This window comes from Pseudomonas sp. GM33, from assembly GCF_000282295.1.
Lineage (GTDB): Bacteria > Pseudomonadota > Gammaproteobacteria > Pseudomonadales > Pseudomonadaceae > Aquipseudomonas > Aquipseudomonas laurylsulfatiphila.
On sequence record NZ_AKJO01000084.1, the window covers coordinates 14,542 to 36,729 of the forward strand.

The 22,188-nt window shown below is 61.9% G+C and carries 19 protein-coding genes; 8 read left to right on the top strand and 11 right to left on the bottom strand.

Going from position 1 to position 22,188, the window contains the following annotated elements; genetic code table 11:
* The first annotated feature begins 22 nt into the window (after positions 1 to 22).
* From PMI26_RS15350 to PMI26_RS15315, 8 genes are all read left to right on the top strand, one after another.
* Complete coding sequence (locus PMI26_RS15350) at positions 23 to 871, top strand: transporter substrate-binding domain-containing protein (RefSeq protein WP_007974668.1); 849 nt, start codon at positions 23 to 25, stop codon at positions 869 to 871.
* A gap of 51 nt (positions 872 to 922) precedes the next feature.
* Complete coding sequence (locus PMI26_RS15345; RefSeq protein WP_033047866.1) at positions 923 to 1,585, top strand: amino acid ABC transporter permease; 663 nt, start codon at positions 923 to 925, stop codon at positions 1,583 to 1,585.
* 9 nt (positions 1,586 to 1,594) lie between these two features.
* Entirely contained in the window at positions 1,595 to 2,257 is a 663-nt protein-coding gene (locus tag PMI26_RS15340) for an amino acid ABC transporter permease (RefSeq protein ID WP_007974673.1), read from the top strand.
* Positions 2,254 to 3,060 (top strand): amino acid ABC transporter ATP-binding protein, encoded by an 807-nt coding sequence (locus PMI26_RS15335; protein WP_007974676.1) that lies wholly within the window; start codon positions 2,254 to 2,256, stop codon positions 3,058 to 3,060. Before PMI26_RS15340 ends, PMI26_RS15335 begins: the two co-directional genes overlap by 4 nt.
* Positions 3,061 to 3,090: 30 nt before the next feature.
* Complete coding sequence (locus PMI26_RS15330; RefSeq protein WP_007974678.1) at positions 3,091 to 3,480, top strand: RidA family protein; 390 nt, start codon at positions 3,091 to 3,093, stop codon at positions 3,478 to 3,480.
* 146 nt (positions 3,481 to 3,626) lie between these two features.
* Positions 3,627 to 4,391, top strand: a complete 765-nt coding sequence (locus PMI26_RS15325; protein WP_007974681.1) for an IclR family transcriptional regulator — start codon at positions 3,627 to 3,629, stop codon at positions 4,389 to 4,391.
* 39 nt (positions 4,392 to 4,430) lie between these two features.
* Entirely contained in the window at positions 4,431 to 5,648 is a 1,218-nt protein-coding gene (locus PMI26_RS15320) for an amino acid deaminase (RefSeq protein ID WP_007974683.1), read from the top strand.
* Between the two features lie 140 nt (positions 5,649 to 5,788).
* The gene (locus tag PMI26_RS15315; protein WP_007974685.1) at positions 5,789 to 6,724 is read left to right on the top strand and encodes a sugar kinase; all 936 of its coding nucleotides are present in this window, start codon (positions 5,789 to 5,791) and stop codon (positions 6,722 to 6,724) included.
* Between the two features lie 161 nt (positions 6,725 to 6,885).
* On the opposite strand, the gene PMI26_RS15310 is transcribed toward PMI26_RS15315, so the two are convergent.
* The 11 genes from PMI26_RS15310 to PMI26_RS15260 all read right to left on the bottom strand — a co-directional run bounded on the left by PMI26_RS15310 (position 6,886) and on the right by PMI26_RS15260 (position 22,103).
* Positions 6,886 to 7,161, bottom strand: a complete 276-nt coding sequence (locus PMI26_RS15310) for a peptidylprolyl isomerase (protein WP_007898282.1) — start codon at positions 7,159 to 7,161, stop codon at positions 6,886 to 6,888.
* A gap of 73 nt (positions 7,162 to 7,234) precedes the next feature.
* The gene (locus PMI26_RS15305; RefSeq protein WP_007974687.1) at positions 7,235 to 9,772 is read right to left on the bottom strand and encodes a PAS domain-containing hybrid sensor histidine kinase/response regulator; all 2,538 of its coding nucleotides are present in this window, start codon (positions 9,770 to 9,772) and stop codon (positions 7,235 to 7,237) included.
* A gap of 207 nt (positions 9,773 to 9,979) precedes the next feature.
* Complete coding sequence (locus PMI26_RS15300; protein WP_007974688.1) at positions 9,980 to 11,935, bottom strand: acetoacetate--CoA ligase; 1,956 nt, start codon at positions 11,933 to 11,935, stop codon at positions 9,980 to 9,982.
* 188 nt (positions 11,936 to 12,123) lie between these two features.
* On the bottom strand, positions 12,124 to 12,897 hold the full coding sequence (locus PMI26_RS15295; protein WP_007974690.1) for a 3-hydroxybutyrate dehydrogenase: 774 nt from the start codon (positions 12,895 to 12,897) through the stop codon (positions 12,124 to 12,126).
* Between the two features lie 7 nt (positions 12,898 to 12,904).
* On the bottom strand, positions 12,905 to 14,296 hold the full coding sequence (locus PMI26_RS15290) for a GntP family permease (RefSeq protein WP_007974692.1): 1,392 nt from the start codon (positions 14,294 to 14,296) through the stop codon (positions 12,905 to 12,907).
* 285 nt (positions 14,297 to 14,581) lie between these two features.
* On the bottom strand, positions 14,582 to 15,997 hold the full coding sequence (locus tag PMI26_RS15285) for a sigma-54 interaction domain-containing protein (protein ID WP_007974694.1): 1,416 nt from the start codon (positions 15,995 to 15,997) through the stop codon (positions 14,582 to 14,584).
* A gap of 146 nt (positions 15,998 to 16,143) precedes the next feature.
* A complete protein-coding gene (locus tag PMI26_RS15280; RefSeq protein WP_007974696.1) occupies positions 16,144 to 17,721 on the bottom strand; it encodes an ABC transporter ATP-binding protein in 1,578 nt (525 codons plus the stop codon).
* A gap of 13 nt (positions 17,722 to 17,734) precedes the next feature.
* Complete coding sequence (locus tag PMI26_RS15275; protein ID WP_007974697.1) at positions 17,735 to 18,757, bottom strand: ABC transporter permease; 1,023 nt, start codon at positions 18,755 to 18,757, stop codon at positions 17,735 to 17,737.
* A complete protein-coding gene (locus PMI26_RS15270) occupies positions 18,757 to 19,818 on the bottom strand; it encodes a microcin C ABC transporter permease YejB (RefSeq protein WP_007974699.1) in 1,062 nt (353 codons plus the stop codon). Before PMI26_RS15270 ends, PMI26_RS15275 begins: the two co-directional genes overlap by 1 nt.
* Positions 19,818 to 21,686, bottom strand: a complete 1,869-nt coding sequence (locus tag PMI26_RS15265; RefSeq protein WP_007974701.1) for an extracellular solute-binding protein — start codon at positions 21,684 to 21,686, stop codon at positions 19,818 to 19,820. Before PMI26_RS15265 ends, PMI26_RS15270 begins: the two co-directional genes overlap by 1 nt.
* Before the next feature lie 135 nt (positions 21,687 to 21,821).
* A complete protein-coding gene (locus PMI26_RS15260) occupies positions 21,822 to 22,103 on the bottom strand; it encodes a peptidylprolyl isomerase (protein ID WP_007974703.1) in 282 nt (93 codons plus the stop codon).
* Between the last annotated feature and the right edge of the window lie 85 nt (positions 22,104 to 22,188).

Here is a 22,188-nt window from a genome sequence, read left to right on the forward strand (position 1 = left end):
ACATCACCCTGGAGTGCTTGCCATGCATCGCCGACCATCCTTGTTCAAAGCGTGTGTTTTTCTTTTCGCAGCTTCAGCCGCTGCCATGGGCGTGGCCCAGGCGGCGGACAGCAAGCTCGATAGTGTTCTGGCCCGCGGCAAACTGATTGTGGGCACCGGCAGCACGAATGCGCCGTGGCACTTCCAGGGTGCGGATGGCAAGTTGCAGGGGTTCGATATCGATATCGGGCACATGATCGCCAAGGGGTTGTTCAACGACCCGACCAAGGTTGAATACGTGGTGCAGTCGTCCGATGCGCGGATTCCGAACCTGCTGACCGACAAGGTCGACATCAGTTGCCAGTTCATCACCGTGACCGCCAGCCGCGCCCAGCAAGTGGCGTTTACGCTGCCGTACTACCGTGAAGGTGTCGGCCTGCTGTTGCCGGCGAACAGCAAGTACAAGGAAATCGACGACATGCAGGCCGCCGGTGACAGCGTCACGGTGGCAGTGCTGCAAAACGTCTACGCCGAGGAGCTGGTGCACCAGGCGTTGCCCAAGGCCAAGGTCGATCAGTACGACAGCGTGGACCTGATGTACCAGGCCGTGAACTCCGGCCGGGCCGACGCGGCGGCCACCGACCAGTCTTCGGTGAAGTACCTGATGGTGCAGAACCCTGGCCGTTATCGCAGCCCGGCCTACGCCTGGAGCCCGCAGACCTATGCGTGCGCGGTCAAGCGCGGCGATCAGGACTGGCTGAATTTCATCAACACCACCCTGCATGAAGCCATGACCGGTGTTGAATTCCCGGCTTACGCGGCGTCGTTCAAGCAGTGGTTCGGTGTCGACCTGCCTTCGCCAAAGATCGGTTTCCCTGTCGAATTTCAATGATCCCGTGAGAGCGGGGCGGTGATGAATCGCCCCGTTCAGGTACTACTGACCATGAACTATCAGTTGAACTTTGCCGCCGTCTGGCGCGACTTCGACACCTTGCTGGCGGGGCTCGGCCTGGGCCTTGAACTGGCGCTGGTGTCAATCGCCATCGGCTGCGTGATCGGCCTGATGATGGCGTTTGCCTTGCTGTCCAGGCACCGCGCATTGCGGGTGATGGCGTCGGTGTACGTCACGGTGATTCGTAACACGCCGATCCTGGTGTTGATTCTGTTGATCTACTTTGCGCTGCCAAGCCTGGGCATCCGCCTGGACAAGATCCCTTCGTTCATCATCACCCTGTCGCTGTATGCCGGGGCCTACCTGACCGAAGTGTTCCGCGGCGGTTTGCTGAGCATTCCCAAGGGCCAGCGCGAAGCCGGGTTGGCCATCGGGCTGGGCGAGTGGCAGGTCAAGGCCTACGTCACCGTGCCGGTGATGCTGCGCAATGTGTTGCCGGCGCTGTCGAACAACTTCATTTCGCTGTTCAAGGACACCTCGCTGGCGGCCGCGATTGCCGTACCGGAGCTGACCTATTACGCGCGCAAGATCAATGTCGAGAGCTACCGGGTGATTGAAACCTGGCTGGTGACCACGGCGCTCTATGTGGCGGCCTGTTACCTCATTGCCATGATGCTGCGTTACCTCGAACAGCGTCTGGCGATTCGCCGATAGGAGCTCCCCATGTACGAATCCCCTAGTTGGTTGCATGAGTTGTGGGTGGCGCGGGAAGTGCTGTGGCAAGGCTTTCTGACCAGTGTCCAGGTGTCGGTGCTGGCGATTTTGCTTGGCACGCTGGTGGGAGTGGTCACCGGGCTCGTGCTGACCTACGGCAAATTCTGGATGCGCGCGCCGTTTCGTTTTTACGTCGATGTGATTCGCGGCACACCCGTGTTCGTGCTGGTGCTGGCGTGCTTTTACATGGCGCCGGCGCTGGGCTGGCAGATCGGCGCGTTCCAGGCCGGTGCGCTGGGGTTGACCCTGTTCTGCGGCTCCCACGTCGCCGAGATCGTGCGCGGAGCCTTGCAGGCATTGCCGCGCGGGCAGATGGAGGCCAGCAAGGCCATTGGCCTGACGTTCTACCAGGCGCTGGGTTATGTGCTGTTGCCCCAGGCGTTGCGGCAGATCCTGCCGACCTGGGTCAACTCGTCGACCGAGATCGTCAAGGCCTCGACCCTGTTGTCGGTGATCGGCGTGGCGGAATTGCTGCTCAGCACCCAGCAGATCATCGCCCGGACCTTCATGACCCTGGAGTTTTACCTGTTCACCGGTTTCCTGTTCTTCGTCATCAACTACGGCATCGAGTTACTCGGCCGGCACATTGAAAAGCGGGTGGCTTTGCCATGACTCAGACTCAAAACCCTGCACAAAATCCTGCTCAAAACGGCCAACCCCTGCTGGACATTCGCGGCCTGCACAAGCGTTACGACCAGCTCGAAGTGCTCAAGGGCGTCGACCTGAGCATGCAGCGCGGCAACGTGGTGACCTTGATCGGTTCCAGCGGCTCGGGCAAGACCACATTGCTGCGTTGCGTGAACATGCTCGAAGAGTTCCAGGGCGGGCAGATCCTGCTCGATGGCGAGTCCATCGGCTATGACGAGGTTAACGGCAAGCGTGTGCGCCACCCGGAAAAAGTCATCGCCCGGCATCGCGCCATGACCGGCATGGCGTTTCAGCAGTTCAACCTGTTCCCGCACCTGACCGCGTTGCAGAACGTCACCCTGGGCCTGCTCAAGGTGAAGAAACTGCACAAGGACGAGGCTGTGGCCCTGGCCGAGAAATGGCTGGAGCGCGTTGGCCTGCTGGAACGGCGCGACCACTTTCCCGGTCAGTTGTCCGGCGGCCAGCAGCAGCGCGTGGCGATTGCCCGGGCGATTGCGATGAACCCGAGCCTGATGCTGTTCGACGAAGTGACCTCGGCACTGGACCCGGAGCTGGTCGGCGAAGTGCTGAGCGTGATCAAGGGCCTGGCCGAAGACGGCATGACCATGCTGTTGGTGACCCACGAAATGCGCTTTGCCTTCGAGGTCTCGGACAAAATCGTCTTCATGAATCAGGGGCGCATCGAAGAGCAGGGGTCGCCCAAGGACCTGTTCGAGCGCCCGCAATCGCCGCGACTGGCGGAATTTCTCAAAAGCACCCGTTTTTGATCCTTCAATGTTCAATCAGGAGAAACACTCATGAGCATTACTCGTTACGGCACCGGCAGCGCCGCTGCAGGCGGCACGCCTCGTCCTTTCGCCCGCGCCGTTGAAGCCGATGGCTGGCTGCACGTTTCCGGGCAGGTGCCGGCGGTGGACGGCGAGATCATTACTGGCGGCATTGTCGAACAAACCCACCAGACCATGAAGAACCTGATCGCGATTCTCGAAGAGGCAGGCTTCGGCCTGGAAGATGTGGTGCGTGCTGGCGTGTGGCTGGAGGATCCGCGGGATTTCACCAGTTTCAACAAGGTCTTCGCCGAGTACTTCAAACCCGAGCACGCCCCGGCACGGGCCTGTGTGCAGGCGAACATGATGGTCGACTGCAAGGTCGAGATCGACTGCATTGCGTACAAGAAAAAGGCTTGAGTCCGTGGTGACTTCTTCGCGAGCAGGCTCGCTCCCACAGGGGATTGCATTCCAAATGTGGGAGCGAGCCTGCTCGCGAAGGCGCCCTAACAGTCACCCCGTCACTCTGGTTAAACTCCCGGCGACTATAAATGGGAAACACTGACATGACCGAAGACACCATCAAGCGCCGGGCACGCGGTCTGGACCGGGCGTTCGATATCCTCGATTTCCTCAAGGAGATCGGCCAGCCCCTGCGCCCGAACGACATCGCCAACGGCATCGGCAGCCCCAAATCCACGGTCTACGAACTGGTGGCCTCGCTGCTGGAACGGCGGATCCTGGAGCCGGTGGGCAAGGACGGTCATGTCTACCTCGGTCGTCAGCTGTACTTTCTCGGCCAGGCCCACCTGCGCCATTTCGACCTGACCCGCGAGGCCGATCACGCCTTGCAGGACATCGTCAGCCAGACCCATGAAACCGCGCAAATGTGCCTGCTCAATGGGCGCAAATACACCGTGGCGCTGATGAAGGAAGGCGAGCGGCATTTCCGCATTTCCTCGGACATCGGCGAAAACGCGCCCATCCCCTGGACCGCTTCCGGGCGCCTGTTGCTGGCGCACCTGAGCGACCAGGAGATCGTCGATCTGATCGACCACGACGACTTCATCCTGCCCGATGGCGAACGCTTGCCGTTGGAGCAGTTTCTCAAGGAAATCCGTCAGGCCGGTATCGATGGATTCTTTTCCTTCGATAGCGTCGCCGACACCTTTACCCATTGCTTCGCCGCGCCGGTCAAAAACCCCGACGGCGTGGCCATCGCGACCCTGTGCATCGTCGCCCCGCGGGCCGATGCGAAGAAAAACTACAACGACTACCGCCGGGTGCTGATTGCAAGCGCCAATAGCCTGGCCCGTCGCATCAACGAATAACAGCGGCTGCCTGCAGCCGCGTGAACGAGGAGTTCGACCATGTCTTCTGCCCCCCATACCGCCAACGTGGATAAAGGCGCGGCTCCGATCGGTGCCAGCCTGGTGCGTGATGTAAGCCTGCCCGCGCTGGTACTGCACCGCGAGGCGCTGGAACACAACATCCGCTGGATGCAGGCGTTCGTCAGCGACAGCGGCGCGGAACTGGCGCCCCATGGCAAGACCAGCATGACCCCGGCGTTGTTCCGTCGCCAACTGGACGCCGGTGCCTGGGGCATCACCCTGGCCAGCGCCACGCAAACCCGCGCCGCCTATGCCCATGGCGTGCGCCGTGTCCTGATGGCCAACCAGTTGGTCGGTACGCCGAACATGGCATTGATCGCCGATCTGCTGGCCGACCCGACGTTCGACTTCTATTGCATGGTCGATCACCCGGACAACGTCGCCGACCTCGGTGCCTATTTCGCCTCCCGTGGCGTGCGCCTGAACGTGATGATCGAATACGGCGTGGTCGGTGGGCGTTGCGGTTGCCGCAGCGAACAGGAAGTGCTCGACCTGGCCAAGGCCATCGCCGCGCAACCGGCACTGGCCCTGACCGGGATCGAAGGCTACGAAGGGGTGATCCATGGCGATCACGCCGTGACCGGCATCCGTGATTTCGCCGCATCACTGGTGCGCCTGGCGGTGCAGTTGCAGGACAGCGGCGCCTTCGCCATTGCCAAGCCGATCATCACCGCGTCGGGTTCGGCCTGGTATGACCTGATTGCCGAGTCCTTCGAAGCACAGAACGCCGCCGGACGCTTCCTCAGCGTGCTGCGTCCCGGCAGTTACGTGGCTCACGACCATGGCATCTACAAGGAAGCGCAGTGCTGCGTGCTCGACCGTCGCAGTGATTTGCACGAAGGTCTGCGCCCGGCGCTGGAAGTGTGGGCGCACGTGCAGTCGTTGCCGGAGCCGGGGTTTGCGGTGATTGCCCTGGGCAAGCGCGACGTCGCCTACGACGCCGGTTTGCCGGTGCCGTTGCGGCGCTACAAGGCGGGCGTGGTGCCGGCCAGCGGCGATGACGTGAGTGCCTGCAAAGTCACCGCGGTCATGGACCAGCATGCGTTCATGACCGTGGCACCGGGGATTGATCTGCGGGTGGGCGACATCATTTCGTTCGGCACTTCGCACCCGTGCCTGACGTTCGACAAGTGGCGTGTCGGCTGTCTGGTCGATGAGCAACTGAACGTCATCGAGACCATGGAAACCTGTTTCTAAGGCTGAGGACCGAGGTGCTGCCATCGCGAGCAAGCTCGCTCCCACATTGGATCTGTGGCATTCACAAAATCCCTGTGGGAGCGAGCTTGCTCGCGATGAGGCCCTGCCAGACAACACCGAAACATCTGAGATCCCACAACATGAACACCATCAACACCCTCGGCCCCAACACCCCGCGCATCGCCCTGATCGGCGAATGCATGATCGAGTTGCAGCATCGCGCCGACGGCAGCCTGCAACAAAGCTTCGGCGGCGACACCTTGAACACGGCGGTGTACCTGTCCCGGGAACTGGGAGAGGACGGCTCCGTGGACTACGTCACCGCCCTGGGCGATGACAGTTTCAGCGACGCGATGTGCCAGAGTTGGGCGGCGGAGAACATCGGCCTTGAGAGGGTCCAGCGCCTGCCCGGACGCCTGCCGGGTTTGTATTGCATCCAGACTGACGCCGCCGGTGAGCGACGCTTTCTGTACTGGCGCAATGAAGCTGCGGTACGCGACTGTTTCACCACCCCGGCCGCCGCACCGATCCTCGCGGCGCTGCCGGATTACGATGTGCTGTATTTCAGTGGCATCACCCTGGCGGTACTCGGCGTGCAAGGTCGGGAAAAACTCCTGGAAACCCTGATCGAAGCCCGCCAGCGCGATGCGCGGATCGTGTTCGACAACAACTACCGGCCGCGGCTCTGGGCATCGGTCGAGGACGCCCGGGCGGCGTATCGCAGCGTGCTGCCGCAAGTCGACCTGGCATTGCTGACGGTGGATGACGAACAGGCGTTGTTTGGTTATGCCGATGATGACGCGGTGTTTGCCGCGTATGAGCAGATGGGGACGCCGGAAGTGGTGCTCAAGCGCGGCGCGCAAGCGTGCCTGATTCGTTGTGATGGCGAGTCATTCGAGGTGCCGGCGCAGAAGGTCGAGCGGGTGGTGGACACCACGGCGGCGGGGGATTCGTTCAGTGCCGCGTATCTGGCCAGTCGGCTCAAGGGCGGCAGCCCGGTGGATGCCGCCGAGGCCGGGCATCGGTTGGCGAGCCGGGTGATTCAGCTGCCGGGGGCGCTGATCCCCAGAGATTGAAATGCATTATCTGTGGCGAGGGGGCTTGCCCCCGTTGGGCTGCGAAGCAGCCCTAAAACCTCTCGACCGGGTTTGTCTGACATACCGGGTTTAGCAAACTTACGAGTGCTGCGCACTCGAACGGGGGCAAGCCCCCTCGCCACAGAGGCCCGGCAACAGCATCAATCCCGGTAAAACACCTGCACCAGGTGATAGCCGAACTTGCTCTTGATCGGGCCATGCACCACCCGCAGCGGTTTCTTGAAGATCACCGCATCGATCACGCCGACCATCTGCCCCGGCCGCACTTCGCCGAGGTCGCCGCCGCGCTTGCCCGATGGGCAGGTCGAATACTTCTTGGCCAGCACATCGAACGCTTCACCCTTGGCGATGCGTTGTTTGAGCTGCTCGGCTTCTTCCGAGGTTTTCACCAGGATATGGCGGGCTTGAGCTTTCATGGGGTGGTTACCTTGCAACGATACTGGCTATGTGGGTGGCAGCGGGGGGGGGGGGGCGCAATTATGCCTCAACTCAGTCCGGTTGACCGATCATCGTGCGAATCTTGTTGGCCAGCAGGTCGATGGAAAAAGGTTTGGTCACCATGTCCATGCCTTCTTCAAGGAAACCCTGGCGCTCGGCCGCGATCTGCGCGTAACCGGTCATGAACAACACTTTCAGTCCGGGACGATGCTGGCGGGCGATTTCCGCCAGTTGCCGGCCATTCATGCCCGGCAACCCCACATCGGTCACCAGCAGGTCCACCCGCAGGTCCGACTCCAGCACCGGCAGCGCGTCTTTGGCATCTTCGGCTTCATGGGCGCGGTAACCGAGTTCCTTGAGCAGGTCCAGTACCAACATGCGTACCGCCGCATCGTCCTCGACCAGCATCACCGTTTCGCCAGCAATCGCCGCCGGCGCTTCGCCGACCAGGGGTGACAGGACTTTTTCCGGCTCGGTCGAATGCAGGCGCGGCAAGTACAAGCGCACGCTGGTGCCTCGTCCGGGCCGGCTGAACAGGCTGACGTGGCCCCCCGATTGCTGGGCAAAACCGTAGATCATCGACAAGCCCAGGCCGGTGCCCTGGCCGATGGGCTTGGTGGTGAAGAACGGGTCGAAGGCCTTGGCCAGCACCGAGGGCGTCATGCCGGTGCCGTTGTCGCTGACGGCAATCATCACGTAGTCGCCGGCCTTGACCGGTTCCAGGGTCGTGATGTCGCTGCCGTCGAGGTACACGTTAGCCGTTTCGATCTGCAACTCGCCACCCCCGGGCATGGCGTCCCGGGCGTTGATCACCAGGTTGAGCAGGGCGTTTTCCAGCTGACTGACATCGGTGTTGACCCGCCAGATGTTCTGCGCAAGTTGCAGCTTGAGTTCAATGTGGTCGCCCTTGGTACGACTCAACAGGTCTTCGAGCGAGCGAATCAGGTCATTGGGGTTCAGCGGCGTGCGATTGAGCGACTGACGCCGGGAGAACGCCAGCAAGCGATGGGTGAGGGCGGCGGCACGGTTGGCCGAGGACACTGCCGCCTCGGTGAACCGGCCGATCTCGTTGGCACGGCCTTCGGCGATGTAGCGCTGCATAAGGTCGAGGCTGCCAATGATGCCGGTGAGCATGTTGTTGAAGTCATGGGCGATGCCGCCGGTAAGCTGGCCGACGGCTTCCATTTTCTGGGCATGGCGCAAGGCGTCTTCGGCACGTTCACGCTCGAACATCTCGTTTTGCAGGCGCTCGTTGGCCTCGGCCAGTTGTCGGGTGCGGGCGGCCACTCGTTCCTCAAGGGTTTCGTTCAGGTCGCGCAAGGCCTCTTCGGTCATTTTGCGTTCGGTTTCATCGATCACGAAGATGTAGAAGCCGTTGACCGCACCATCTGCACCGTGGCGCGGCAGGTAATTCATCAAGGCCTGGCGCAGGCTGCCGTCGCGGTGCGGCGTGCTGATGCTGAAACAGCAGGGCCGGCCTGACAGCGCCTCAGTGATGTACGGGGCGCGCAGCGCGTAGGCTTCTTCGCCGAGCACTTCAAGAATGGTTCGCCCGTATAGCTCTTGCGGCGTCAGCCCGTACCAGTCGAGGTACGCCGCGTTGTTGAGGCGAAAGCGTTCTTCGCGGTCGACGTAGCTGATCAGGACCGGCATGGCGTTGATGATCAGTTGCAGTTCGGTCTGGCTCTGGCGCAGGGCCTGTTCGGTGTGTTTGCGCTCGGTCAGGTCCAGGGCGGCACCGAGGAACCGGATCGGCCGGCCGTGATGGTCCTTGTAGCAGCGACCGCGGGCAAACACCCAGCGCATCTGGCCGTCGGTTTGCAACAGGCGATACTCCTCGGCGTATTCGCTGCCGTGGGTGATGCAGTGCTTGATGCTGCGGGCGATCAGGGCGCGGTCTTGCGGGTGTACGCCGTGCAGGTATTCGCTGATCGGCAACTGGCTGGCCATGGCCGGGTCGACGCCGTGGAGCTGGGCAAAATGCGCATCGGCGATGAAACGGTCCTCGCTGATGTCCCAGTCCCAGGTGCCGACCGCATCGGTGGCGGCGAGGGCCAGTTGCAGGCGCTCCTCGGTTTCGCGCTGGGCCTTGAGGCTCGCCGCCGAACGTTGCTCGAGTTCGAGGGCGATGCGCCGGCGCTCGTTGGTTTCGATGGCGGTGACCAGGATCCCGGCCACCGCGGCACCTTCGTCGCGGATCGGGCTGTAGGTCAGGTCGAGCCAGAAGTCGGACTCCCGGCCCTCACGTTGGAGGGTAAATCGCTGCTCACTGTAGGTTCGCACCTGACCTTGCAGGACGGCGCTGTAGATCGGGTCGGTAAAGTCTTTCAGTTCTGGCCAGATCAGGTGTGTCGGTTGTCCGAAAGCCTGCGGATGCTTGCTTCCGGCGAGCAGGGCGAAGCCGTCGTTGTAGATCTGTGTCAGTTGCGGGCCCCATAGCAGCAGCATCGGCATCGGTGAGTGAATGACAATGTCCACGGCGGTTCGCAGGCTCTGTGGCCAGGTGCTGGCAGCGCCCAGCGGGCTGCTTGCCCAGTCGATCCGGGCGATCAGGGCCTGGGCATCGCTGGCGGTGGGTATTGCGTTCATCCGGGAGTCCTGCGCCTGAGTCGCTTTAGCTGGCGTCTATTCTTGCACAGGTGGCAGGCGCAGGTTGATTCAGGTGCTTGAGCGGTTAAGCGACGCAGGACCTGTGGGAGCGAGCTTGCTCGCGATGGCGTCGGGTCAATTGGCATTGATGTCAACTGACACTCCGCTATCGCGAGCAAGCTCGCTCCCACAGGTTTTTGTGGCGGTTCAAAACTGGAGTTCGGGCCTGTTGCGATACTGCTCCAGCGCTTCGGGATTGGCCAGGGCATCGGTGTTTTTCACCATCTGTCCATGCACCACATTGCGCACCGCCAGCTCAACCACCTTGCCGCTGATGGTCCGCGGAATGTCGGTGACCGCGACAATCTTCGCCGGCACATGGCGCGGCGTGGTGTTGGCGCGAATCGTCTGGCGGATCTGTTGCTGCAGCGCCTCGTCCAGCTCTAGCCCGTCGCGCAAGCGTACGAACAGCACCACCCGCACGTCATCCTGCCATTGCTGGCCGATGGCCACACTGTCGAGCACCTGCGGGATCTTTTCCACCTGACGGTAGATCTCCGCCGTGCCGATGCGCACACCGCCGGGGTTGAGCACGGCATCGGAGCGGCCGTGGATCATCATCCCGCCATGGGGCAATTGTTCGGCGTAGTCGCCCTGGGCCCAGACACCGGGGAACAGGCTGAAATAGGACTGACGCAGCTTTTCGCCATCGGCATCGTTCCACAGGCCAACGGGCATCGCCGGAAAGTGCCGGGTGCAGACCAGTTCGCCTTTTTCGCCGATCACCGGCTGGCCGGCGTCGTTCCATACCTCGACGGCCATGCCCAGGCTCTTGCCCATGATTTCGCCGCGCCGCACCGGCGATACAGGGTTGCCGTTGACGAAGCACGAGACAATGTCGGTGCCGCCGGACATCGAGGCCAGGCACAGGTCTGCCTTGAAGTCGCGATAGACGAAGTCGTAACTCTGCGGCGACAGCGCCGAGCCGGTGCACAGCAAGGTCTTGAGGCTGCCCAGGTCATGACTGTCACGGGGCTTGATACCGCTGCTTTCCAGGGTGGCGAGGTATTTCGGGCTGGTGCCGAATACGCTGATCCCTTCGTCGTCGATCAGGTCGATCAAGCGTTGCGGGTCAGGGTGGAACGGCGAGCCGTCGTACAGTACCACCGCGCTGCCTACCGCGAGGGCCGAGACCAGCCAGTTCCACATCATCCAGCCACAGGTGGTGTAGTAGAACAGGCGCTCGCCGGGGCCGAGATCGCAGTGCAGGCCGTGTTCCTTGACGTGTTGCAGGAGTACGCCGCCGGTGCTGTGGATGATGCATTTGGGCACGCCGGTGGTGCCGCTGGAGTAGAGGATGTACAGCGGATGGGCGAAGGGCACCGGGACGAAATCCGGTTCGCCGCCGGGTGCGTAGAAATCGTCCCACAGCGTCACGTTGGCCGGGGTGCGGAAGTGTTCGATGTGCGCCTGTGGGCGTGCGTAAGGCACGACGATCAGCTGTTGCAGCGAAGGCAGACGCTGGAGGATCTCGTTGATCTTGGCGGTCTGGTCGATCTCTTTGCCGGCATAGCGGTAGCCGGCGCAGGTCACCAGCACTTTCGGTTCGATCTGGCCGAAACGGTCAACCACCCCTTGGGTGCCGAAGTCCGGTGAAGAACAGGACCAGACAGCGCCGAGGCTGGTGGTGGCGAGCATGGCCACCAGAGTTTGCCAGGTATTGGGCATGCACGCGGCGACCCGGTCACCCACACCGACACCGGCGGCGATCAAGCCGTTTTGAAAGCCGGCGACCTGTTCGGCCAGCTCGGCCCAGGTCAAATGTTCACGCTGACCGTTCTCGGCAACGGCTACCACGGCGATTGCATCATCGCGGCGCTGTAGCAGGTGTTCGGCAAAGTTCAGCGTGGCGCCCGGGAACCACTGGGCGCCGGGCATCTGCGGGCCTTCGAGCAGCACGGCGTCGGGTTGTTCGTGGAAGCGGATGTCGAAGAAATCGACGACGGCCTGCCAGAAGTCGGGGCGTTGCTCGATGGACCATTGGTGCAAGGCCGGGTAGTCGTCAATCTTGAGGTGGTGCCGCTGATTGATGAAGCGCCGGAAGGCCTCCATGCGGGTCTTGCCGATGCGTTTGACGTCGGGTTGCCAGAGGATGTCGGACATGGTTTGCCTCTTCTTTTTTATGCCTTCACACAGGCTGATGTGGAGCAGATTTTTGTGGCGAGGGAGCTTGCTCCCGCTGGGTGGCGAAGCCGCCCCATAAGTCTCATAGGCAAAACCGGTTGTTTGGTTTTGCGACTGCTACGCAGCCGAGCGGGAGCAAGCTCCCTCGCCACAAAAGCAATCGGCAGTTACTGCGCCAACCACCCACCATCCACATTCCACGCCGCGCCCCGCACCTGGCTGCCAGCGTCGCTGCACAAGAACAGCACCAGTTCACCCAGTTGCGGCGGTGTCACGAACTCCAGCGATGGCTGCTTTTCAGCGAGCAAATCATGCTGCGCCTGCTGTGGATCAACGCCGCTGGCGGCACGGTCGTCGATCTGTTTCTGCACCAGCGGCGTCAGTACCCAGCCTGGGCAGATCGCGTTGCAGGTGACCTGGGTGGTCGCGGTTTCCAGCGCGACCACTTTGGTCAAACCGATCACCCCGTGCTTGGCGGCGACATAGGCTGATTTGCCCACCGAGCCGACCAGGCCATGCACCGAGGCAATGTTGATCACCCGGCCCCAGCCCTTGGCGCGCATGCCCGGCAGGCTCAAGCGGGTGCTGTGGAACACCGACGACAGGTTGATCGCGATGATCGAATCCCAGCGCTCCACCGGAAACTCGTCCACCGCTGCCACGTGTTGAATGCCGGCATTGTTGACCAGGATGTCGACGCCGCCGAACTCGCGCTCGGCGTAGGCGATCATGTCGGCAATCTGTGCCGGATCGCTGACATCGGCCGGGTGGTGGCCGACCTTGCCGCCGAACTGTTGCACTTCGGCGATCACTTGGGAGGCATCGCCAAAACCGTTGAGGATCAGGTTGGCCCCGGCTTTAGCCAGGCTGAGGGCGATCCCCAGGCCGATGCCGCTGGTGGAGCCGGTGACCAGTGCGGTCTTGCCCGAAAGAGTCGTCATGAATACCTCACACAATGCCAGTGGCGTAGAAAGTGCCGATCACCACGAAAACCGCCAGGGTCTTGATCAGCGTAATACAGAAAATGTCTTTGTAAGCCTCGCGGTGGGTCAACCCGGTGACCGCCAGCAGGGTAATCACCGCGCCGTTATGCGGCAGGGTGTCCATGCCGCCGCTGGCCATCGCGGCGACCCGGTGCAGCACTTCCAGCGGAATGTTCGCCGCATGGGCGGCGCTGATGAACTGCTCGGACATGGCCGCCAGCGCAATGCTCATGCCGCCCGAAGCGGATCCGGTGATGCCGGCCAGCAGGGTCACGGTAATCGCTTCGTTGACCAGTGGATTGGGAATGCTCTTGAGCCAGTCGGCCAACACCAGAAAGCCTGGCAGGGATGCGATCACCGCGCCGAAACCGTACTCCGAAGCGGTGTTCATGGCCGCCAGCAGCGCCCCGCTGACCGCGCTTTTACTGCCTTCGGCGAGTTTGCTGCGGATCGCCTGGAAGCCAAACACCAGCACCATGAGGATGCCGACCAGCAAGGCGGCCTGGACCGCCCAGATCGCCGTGAGCTTGGCGATTTCCGTGGTCACCGGCGCGGCCATGCCTGGCAGCGCGAGGCTGTGGGTCTTGCCGTACACCTGTGGAATCCAGTGGGTGAACAGCAGGTTCATGATGCCCACCGCCAAGAGTGGCGACAGTGCGAGCCACGGATTGGGCAGCTTGAGGTCGGCGGCGGTTTCCGGCTCGTTGCGCAGGTCGGAGCCATAACCTTCACCGGCGCGCTGTGCCTTGTTGCGTTGGCGCTGGAGAAACAGCATGCCGGCACAGAACACGAAGATTGTGCCGATCACGCCCAGCCATGGCGCCGCCCAGGCCGTGGTGTTGAAGAAGGTGCTGGGGATGATGTTCTGGATTTGTGGCGTGCCGGGCAGGGCGTCCATGGTGAACGAGAACGCGCCCAGGGCAATGGTCGCCGGGATCAGGCGCTTGGGGATGTTGCTCTGGCGGAACATTTCAGCGGCAAACGGGTAGACCGCGAACACCACCACAAACAGCGACACGCCGCCATAGGTGAGCAGGGCGCAGACCAGCACGATCACCAGCATTGCCTGGCGGGTGCCGAGCAGGCGAATCGCCGCGGCGACGATGGAGCGCGAGAAGCCGGACAGTTCGATCAGCTTGCCGAACACTGCGCCGAGCAGGAACACCGGGAAATACAGCTTGATGAAACCGACCATTTTTTCCATGAACACCCCGGTGAAAGCGGGGGCGACGGCAGAGGGGTCGGTGAGCAGGACGGCGCCGAGGGCGGCGATCGGGGCAAAGAGGATAACGCTGTAGCCACGGTAGGCAGCCAGCATCAGCAGCGCGAGGGCTGCCAAGGCAATGATCACACTCATGGTGTGTCTCCTGGGTTGTTATTTTTGTAGGGTGGAACTGGGTAGCAGAGGTGTATAGCGGGTTTTGTGCCAAGTACTTAACTTGTTGAAATATAAAGATATATTCTGATGTGGGTGAGCTGGTTCGGGATTGTTGTCTCTTGTTTGAGACTTGTATTTAGAGTGCCGGCCTCTTCGCGGGCAAGCCCGCTCCCACAGTTGATCGAATTGATCAGGGGAATGCCTTCTCCTGTGGGAGCGGGCTTGCTCGCGAAGGTCTGTCCAGCAATGGAGATATATGTCTCATTATGGAGATTCTGCAATCCCCAGCGCCACCATCTTCTTGTACAACGTCGACCGCCCCAGCCCCAATCGCGCCGCCGCCTCAATGACTTTGCCCCCGCATTGCGCAAGGGTCGTTTCAATCAGTTGCCGGTCAAATCGCTCCCGCGCCGCACTGAAGGTTTCATGGGTAAAGGTCTCCTGGGCCAAGGGCGTCACGCGTTCCACCGGGGTGAACGTACCAATCGCTGCGCGAATGTCCGCCGCCGTCAGGCGCAAGTCATCACTGAGCAGCGCCGCCCGCTCCAGCACATTGCGTAATTCGCGGATGTTCCCCGGCCAGGCGTGTTGCCCCAACAATTCCAGGGCTTCGTGGTGCAGTTCATGCTGGCTGCGCAGTTCCTCGAGAATCGCTTCGCTGAGCGCCGGCACGTCATCGAGGCGGTCGCGCAGAGGCGGAACCTGGATCGGCAGCACGTTGAGGCGGTAGTACAGGTCGGCGCGGAACTCGCCGCGTTTGATCGCCGCTTCCAGGTCGGTCGACGTCGCGGCGATCACCCGCACATCGCTCTGGATCACTTCGTTGGAGCCCACCGGCTCGAATTCCTTTTCCTGCAGCACGCGCAGCAGTTTGCTTTGCAGGGGCAGCGGCATGTCGCCGATTTCGTCGAGGAACAAGGTGCCGCCCTGGGCGATCTGCAATTTGCCGGCGCGCCCCTTGCGGTCGGCGCCCGTAAACGCGCCGGGGGCGGTGCCGAAGAATTCGGCCTCCAGCAGTGATTCGGGAATCGCCGCGCTGTTGATACTGACAAACGCCTTGTGCGCGCGGGGCGAGGCATTGTGGATGGCCTGGGCCAACAACTCCTTGCCGGTGCCGGTTTCGCCGAGCAGCAGTACCGGCGATTCGGTACTCGCACTGCGCCGGGCGCGGCGTTTGACTTCCAGGCTGGCGGCGCTGGTGCCGATGAAATGGGCGAAGTTGTATTTGGTCTGCCGCGCGCGCAGCAGCGAGCGGGTGGAGGCCAGTTCTTCCTGCATGCTCATGTAGCGCTTGAGCATCGGCGATAGGCTGCGCAACTCATCGAACAAGGCGAAACCGATGGCGCCGATCACCACGCCGGCATCGTCGTGAATCGGCAGGCGCATGACCACCAGCGGCTCTTTTGGGGTGTCTTGCATGTCCAGCAGAATCGGCCGGCCGGTGCGCACCACTTCACGCAACAGGCTGCCCGGGATCACGCTTTCGCAGGGCTTGCCGATCGCCACTTGCGCCGATTGCAGGCCGAAGCGCCTGGCATAGCGCTCATTCATCCAGACGATGTTGGCATCGCGGTCGACAATCACCGTGCCCTCGCTCGATTGCTCGATGATTTCGAACAATGAACGGATCGCCAGCAGGCGAACGCGCTGGTAGTCCTTGAGGCTTTCGGTGGTGTTCATGGGGGTTGATCCTGATTATGTTTTGCCTGTGCCGGCCTCTTCGCGAGCAAGCCCGCTCCCACAGGGGATTTGTGAACGACACAGATCAACTGTGGGAGCGGGCTTGCTCGCGAAGGCCGCGCCTCGGTCCAACTTCATGCAACGGATTATGCCTGCCCCAACAACGCCGCCGCCAACAGCTCCTTGGTGTACGGATGCTGCGGTGAGTCAAACACTTCATGGCTGGCGCCGCGTTCCACCACCTTGCCGTCCTTGATCACGATCATGTCGTGGGCCAGGGCGCGGACCACCGCCAGGTCGTGGCTGATGAACAGGTAGGTCAGGCCGTGCTTTTCCTGGAGCTGGCGGAGCAGGGCGACCACCTGTTTCTGCACCGTGCGGTCCAGCGCCGAAGTCGGCTCGTCGAGCAGGATCAGCGCAGGCTTGAGTACCAGCGCCCGGGCAATGGCGATGCGCTGGCGCTGGCCACCGGAGAATTCGTGGGGATAGCGATGGCGGCTCTGCGGGTCGAGGCCGACTTCGCTCAGTGCGCGGATCACTTCGGCGTTGCACTCTTCAGTGCTCAACTGGCTGTGCACTTCCAGGCCTTCGCTGATGATCTGCGCCACGGACATTCGCGGGCTGAGGCTGCCGAAGGGGTCCTGGAACACCACCTGCATTTTCTTGCGCCACGGCCGTAGCTGTTTTTGCGTCAGGCCATCCAGCGCCTGGCCCTGAAAGCGGATGCTGCCGTCGGAATCGAGCAAACGCAGGATCGCCTGACCGAGTGTGGACTTGCCGGAACCGGATTCACCGACAATGCCCAGGGTCTTGCCGCGCTGAATGTTCAGGCTGATGCCATCGACGGCATGCAGCCAGGTCTTGCGCTGGAACAGGCCGCCACTGACGGGAAACCGCACCTGCAGATCGTTTACTTCCAGTACGTTTTCGCGCTCGTCCCGGGGCAAGGCTTCGCCCTCGGGTTCGGCGTGCAGCAATACGCAGCTGTAAGGGTGCTTCGGTTCGGTGAACAGGGTTTCGCACGGCGCTTGCTCGACGATTTCCCCGGCCTTCATCACGCACACGCGCTGGGCGATGCTGCGCACCAGGTTCAGGTCGTGGCTGATCAGCAGCAGCGACATGCCCAGCCGCTGTTGCAGGGACTTGAGCAGCAGCAGGATCTTGCGCTGCACCGTCACATCCAGTGCGGTGGTCGGTTCGTCGGCAATCAGCAGTTCCGGTTCGCACGCCAGGGCCATGGCAATCATCACCCGCTGACGCTGCCCACCGGACAATTGATGGGGATAGGCCTTGAGGCGCTCCTCGGGTTTCTGGATGCCCACCAGGTGCAGCAGTTCAAGGATCCGCGCCTGCGCCGCTTTGCCCGCCAGGCCTTTGTGCACCAGCAAGGTTTCGCCGATCTGTTTTTCGATGCTGTGCAACGGGTTCAGGGACGTCATCGGTTCCTGGAAGATCATCGCAATGCGATTGCCGCGCAGTTGTCGCAACTTGCCGGCATCGGCCCCCACCAGTTCCTGGCCACGATAGCGGATGCTGCCCGTTGTCCGGGTATCGGTTTGCGGCAGCAGTTGCAGGATCGAGTGGGCCGTCACCGACTTGCCCGATCCCGATTCGCCCACCAGCGCCAGGCATTCACCGGGGCGGATGTCCAGGCACAGATTGCGCACCACGGTCTGGCCACTGAAGGCCACGCTGAGGTCACGGATTTCGATCAGGTTGGTCATTGCCGCCGTCCGCTCAAGATCTCGGATCGAAGGCGTCTCGCAACGCCTCGCCGATAAACACCAGTAAAGAAAGAATCAGCGCCAGGGTGAAGAACGCCGTCAGGCCCAGCCACGGCGCTTGCAGGTTCTGCTTGCCCTGGCCGATCAGTTCACCCAGGGAAGCACTGCCCGCCGGCATGCCGAAGCCGAGGAAGTCCAGCGCCGTCAGGGTGGAAATCGCCCCGGTGAGAATGAACGGCAGGTAGCTCAAGGTCGCGTTCATGGCGTTGGGCAGAATGTGCCGGACGATGACTTTGCGATCGGTCAGGCCCAGCGCGCGCGCGGCCTTGACGTATTCCAGGTTGCGTCCGCGCAGGAACTCGGCGCGCACCACGTCCACCAGGGCCAGCCATGAAAACAGTGCCATGATTCCTAGCAGCCACCAGAAATTCGGCTCGACGAAACCCGACAGGATGATCAGCAGGTACAGCACCGGCAACCCGGACCACACCTCCAGCAGGCGCTGGCCGAGCAAATCCACCCAGCCGCCGTAATAGCCTTGCAGGGCACCGGCCGCGATGCCGATCAGCGCGCTGACAAAGGTCAACATCAAGGCAAACAGGATCGACACCCGGGCACCGAAGATCACCCGAGCCAGAACGTCCCGCGCCTGGTCGTCGGTGCCCAGCCAATTGACGCTGGTGGGCGGACTTGGAGCGGGTTTGTTCAGGTCATAGTTGGGCGTGTCGTCACTGAATGGAATCGGCGGAAACAGCAACCAGCCACCATCCTTCTTGATCAGCTTCTGCACATAGTCGCTGCGGTAGTCGGCCTGGAACGGCAGTTGCCCGCCGAACTCCTGTTCGGTGTGGCGCTTGAACACCGGGAAGTACCACTGGCCTTGATAGCTGACCATCAGCGGTTTGTCGTTGGCGATCAACTCGCCGCCCAAGGTCATCAGGAACAGGCCGACAAACAGCCAGAGCGACCACCAGCCCCGACGGTTTTTCTTGAAACGCTCGAAGCGCCGGCGCGCCAGCGGTGAAAGCTTGAGCATCAGGCGTTCCTCGCGGCGAAGTCGATACGCGGGTCGACCAGGGTGTAGCAGAGGTCGCCCACCAGTTTTATCAATAGGCCGAACAGGGTGAAGATGAACAACGAGCCGAACACCACCGGATAGTCCCGGGATACCGCTGCTTCGTAACTCATGCGGCCCAGGCCGTCGAGGGAGAAGATCACTTCGATCAGCAGGGAGCCGGCAAAAAACACACTAATGAACGCCTGGGGAATGCCTGATACCACCAGCAGCATGGCATTGCGGAACACGTGTCCATAGAGCACCCGTCGTTCACTCAAACCTTTGGCCCGGGCAGTGACCACGTACTGGCGGGTGATTTCATTGAGGAACGAGTTCTTGGTCAGGATGGTCAGCGTGGCGAAACCGCCGATCACCAGCGCGGTGACCGGCAACACCAGGTGCCAGAAGTAATCGGCCACTTTGCCAATGGTCGACAGCGATTCGAAGTTGTCCGAGACCAGCCCGCGCACCGGGAACCAGTTCAGCGAAGTGCCGCCGGCAAACACCACGATCAGGAACATCGCAAACAGGAACGCCGGCATGGCATAGCCGATGATGATCGCGGTACTGCTCCAGATATCGAAATGGCTGCCATGGTGCACGGCCTTGCGGATGCCCAGGGGAATCGACACCAGGTAAGTGATCAGCGTCGCCCAGAGTCCGAGGGAAATGGTCACGGGCATTTTCTCGAGGATCAGGTCGGTGACGGTGGCGCCGCGGAAGAAACTCTTGCCGAAGTCCAGGCGCGCGTAGCTGGTGAGCATCAGCCAGAGGCGTTCGTGTGCCGGTTTATCGAAGCCGTACTGTTTTTGAATGTCCTTGATCAGCTGCGGATCAAGCCCGCGACTGGCCCGGGACTTGCCGCTCATGGACTCGCCGGAACCGCCGCCGACCGCGGCACCGCCAATGCCCTGCAAGTGTGCGATGGCCTGTTCGACCGGCCCGCCCGGTGCGGCCTGGACGATGACAAAGTTGACCAGAAGAATGATCACCAGCGTCGGAATGATCAGCAGCAGGCGCCGCAGTATGTAAGCCCACATCAGTGCGGCCCTCCGGGTTTGCCACGGCTGATACGCTCGGCCGTCATCTGTTGGTTGGTCAATGGCGTGGTGCTCATCTCCCACCAGCTCTCGATGGCTTCGTCATTGCTCGCTTGCACGTTCGGGATGCCGAAGCGGTTCCACCACACCGTCGAGGTGCCCGGCGGGTAATAGTTGGGAATCCAGTAGTAATTCCATTGCAGCACCCGGTCCAGGGCATGGGCGTAATGCAGCATGTCGGCTTGGGTATTGGCCCGGATCAGCCCGGTGATCAGGGTGTCCACTGCCGGGTTCTTCAACACCATGTAGTTGTTGGAGCCTGGGTCGGTGGCCGCCTCGGAACCGAAGTAATTGAGCAGTTCGCCTCCGGGCGAGGTGGTGACGGGGTAGCCGGTGACGATCATGTCGTAGTCGCGGCTCATCAGTCGATTGACGTACTGGGACGAGTCGATGCGGCGGATATTGAGGTCGATGCCGATCTGTTTCAGCGTGCGTTTATAGGGCAGCAGCAGACGGTCCATGCCGTTCTGGCTGACCAGGAAGGTGAAGCTCAACGGCTCTCCGTCGGCATTGACCAGTTGATCGCCATCGGGCTTCCAGCCGGCCTGTTCGAGCAAGTCCAGGGCCTGTAGCTGCTTGTCGCGTATCACGCCGCTACCATCGGTCTTCGGCGCCTCGAACACCTGGGTGAAGACTTCGTCGGGAATCTGCCCGCGCAGCGGTTCGAGAATCGCCAGCTCCCCGGCGTCCGGCAGTTGCCGGGCGGCGAGATCGGTATTGGAGAAAAAGCTCTGCTGGCGAATGTACATGTCGCGCATCATCTGCCGATTGCTCCACTCGAAGTCCCACAGCATCACCAGCGCCTGGCGCACGCGACGGTCCTGGAACATGGGCTTTTGCAGATTGAACACAAAACCCTGGGCCGGCTGTGGCGCCTCGGTGGCGAGGTGGGCCTTTTGCAGACGACCGTCGCTCAGGGCCGGGCTGTCATAGCCGATGGAATAGCCGGTGGCGGAAAATTCCCGGTTGTAGTCATAGGCGCCACCGCGCAGGACCTGGCGCGCCACGTCGGTATCGCCAAAGTACTCGATGCTGAAATGATCGAAGTTGTACAGGCCACGGCTGACCGGCAGGTCCTTGCCCCACCAGTCGGGGTTGCGCTCGAAGGTGATGCTGCGCCCGGAATCGATCTTGCCCACTTTATAGGGGCCGCTGCCCAACGGCGCTTCATAGCCGCCGCCACCGGCGAAATCGCGAGTCTTCCACCAGTGTTCGGGAAACACCGGCAGGGTCGCGATATCCAGCGGCAGGGTGCGATTTTCGTTGTTCTTGAAATCGAAGCGGATAGTCAGCGGCGATTCCACTTCGACGTCTTTGACGTCGGCGAACTGGGTGCGGTAACGCAGGCTGCCCTGGGTCATCAGCAGGTCGAAGGTATAGCGCACGTCTTCGGCGGTAATGGCTTTGCCATCGGCAAAACGCGCCTTGGGATTGAGGTAAAAACGCAGTGACAGGCCGTCGTCGGAACGCTCCATCTTCTCTGCCACCAGGCCGTACACGGTGTACGGCTCGTCCAGTGAGCGCTGGGCCAGCGGCGAATAGAGCAAGCCGTCGATCTGGGTGACGCCGATGCCTTTGTCGATGTAAGGCAATACGTGGTCGAACTGCCCGATTTCGATCGCCGATCGGCGCATCGTGCCGCCTTTGGGGGCCAGCGGATTGGTGTAGGCGAAATGACTGAAGCCGGCAGGGTATTTTGCCGGTTCGCCGTACACGGTCATTGCCGGTTGCGGTGCCGCATCCACACCCGCGGCACCCGACAACAGGGCCACGGCCATGAACAACAAGGTAGGGAAAGCCAGTCGCATTGTCAGCCTTAGAGCCGGGTAGTCGTTAACGACAATTTGTACGCTAGCGGCGCGTCCCTCGCCAGCCGAATTACGCGTGTGAAACACAACGGCCCACCTAAAGGCGGGCCGTTGTGTGGATAGCTCGAGCGTCGATCAGTCCTGACGGCTGGTCACTTCCAGCAGGTGGTAACCGAACTGGGTCTTGACCGGGCCCTGGACCACGTTGAGTGGCGCGCTGAAGACCACGGTGTCGAATTCCTTGACCATCTGGCCTGGACCGAACGAACCCAGATCACCGCCCTGGCGGCTGGAAGGGCAGGTGGAGTTTGCCTTGGCAACGTCGGCGAAATCGGCGCCAGCCTCGATTTGGGCCTTGAGTTCGTTGCACTTGGCTTCCGAGGCAACAAGGATGTGACGGGCAGTGGCTTTGGCCATGGGGAAATACTCCTTTCAATATTCGGTAAAATGCGGAGCCTACCGGATTCAGTGAGCTATTTCTCCTCAAAGTTCCGTTCCATGC

Bases quoted from the DNA above. Each gene is read 5' to 3' on its own strand.
- PMI26_RS15350 (WP_007974668.1), top strand. From the start codon at position 23: ATGCATCGCCGACCATCCTTGTTCAAAGCGTGTGTTTTTCTTTTCGCA.
- PMI26_RS15345 (WP_033047866.1), top strand. From the start codon at position 923: ATGAACTATCAGTTGAACTTTGCCGCCGTCTGGCGCGACTTCGACACC.
- PMI26_RS15340 (WP_007974673.1), top strand. From the start codon at position 1,595: ATGTACGAATCCCCTAGTTGGTTGCATGAGTTGTGGGTGGCGCGGGAA.
- PMI26_RS15335 (WP_007974676.1), top strand. From the start codon at position 2,254: ATGACTCAGACTCAAAACCCTGCACAAAATCCTGCTCAAAACGGCCAA.
- PMI26_RS15330 (WP_007974678.1), top strand. From the start codon at position 3,091: ATGAGCATTACTCGTTACGGCACCGGCAGCGCCGCTGCAGGCGGCACG.
- PMI26_RS15325 (WP_007974681.1), top strand. From the start codon at position 3,627: ATGACCGAAGACACCATCAAGCGCCGGGCACGCGGTCTGGACCGGGCG.
- PMI26_RS15320 (WP_007974683.1), top strand. From the start codon at position 4,431: ATGTCTTCTGCCCCCCATACCGCCAACGTGGATAAAGGCGCGGCTCCG.
- PMI26_RS15315 (WP_007974685.1), top strand. From the start codon at position 5,789: ATGAACACCATCAACACCCTCGGCCCCAACACCCCGCGCATCGCCCTG.
- PMI26_RS15310 (WP_007898282.1), bottom strand. From the start codon at position 7,161: ATGAAAGCTCAAGCCCGCCATATCCTGGTGAAAACCTCGGAAGAAGCC.
- PMI26_RS15305 (WP_007974687.1), bottom strand. From the start codon at position 9,772: ATGAACGCAATACCCACCGCCAGCGATGCCCAGGCCCTGATCGCCCGG.
- PMI26_RS15300 (WP_007974688.1), bottom strand. From the start codon at position 11,935: ATGTCCGACATCCTCTGGCAACCCGACGTCAAACGCATCGGCAAGACC.
- PMI26_RS15295 (WP_007974690.1), bottom strand. From the start codon at position 12,897: ATGACGACTCTTTCGGGCAAGACCGCACTGGTCACCGGCTCCACCAGC.
- PMI26_RS15290 (WP_007974692.1), bottom strand. From the start codon at position 14,296: ATGAGTGTGATCATTGCCTTGGCAGCCCTCGCGCTGCTGATGCTGGCT.
- PMI26_RS15285 (WP_007974694.1), bottom strand. From the start codon at position 15,997: ATGAACACCACCGAAAGCCTCAAGGACTACCAGCGCGTTCGCCTGCTG.
- PMI26_RS15280 (WP_007974696.1), bottom strand. From the start codon at position 17,721: ATGACCAACCTGATCGAAATCCGTGACCTCAGCGTGGCCTTCAGTGGC.
- PMI26_RS15275 (WP_007974697.1), bottom strand. From the start codon at position 18,757: ATGCTCAAGCTTTCACCGCTGGCGCGCCGGCGCTTCGAGCGTTTCAAG.
- PMI26_RS15270 (WP_007974699.1), bottom strand. From the start codon at position 19,818: ATGTGGGCTTACATACTGCGGCGCCTGCTGCTGATCATTCCGACGCTG.
- PMI26_RS15265 (WP_007974701.1), bottom strand. From the start codon at position 21,686: ATGCGACTGGCTTTCCCTACCTTGTTGTTCATGGCCGTGGCCCTGTTG.
- PMI26_RS15260 (WP_007974703.1), bottom strand. From the start codon at position 22,103: ATGGCCAAAGCCACTGCCCGTCACATCCTTGTTGCCTCGGAAGCCAAG.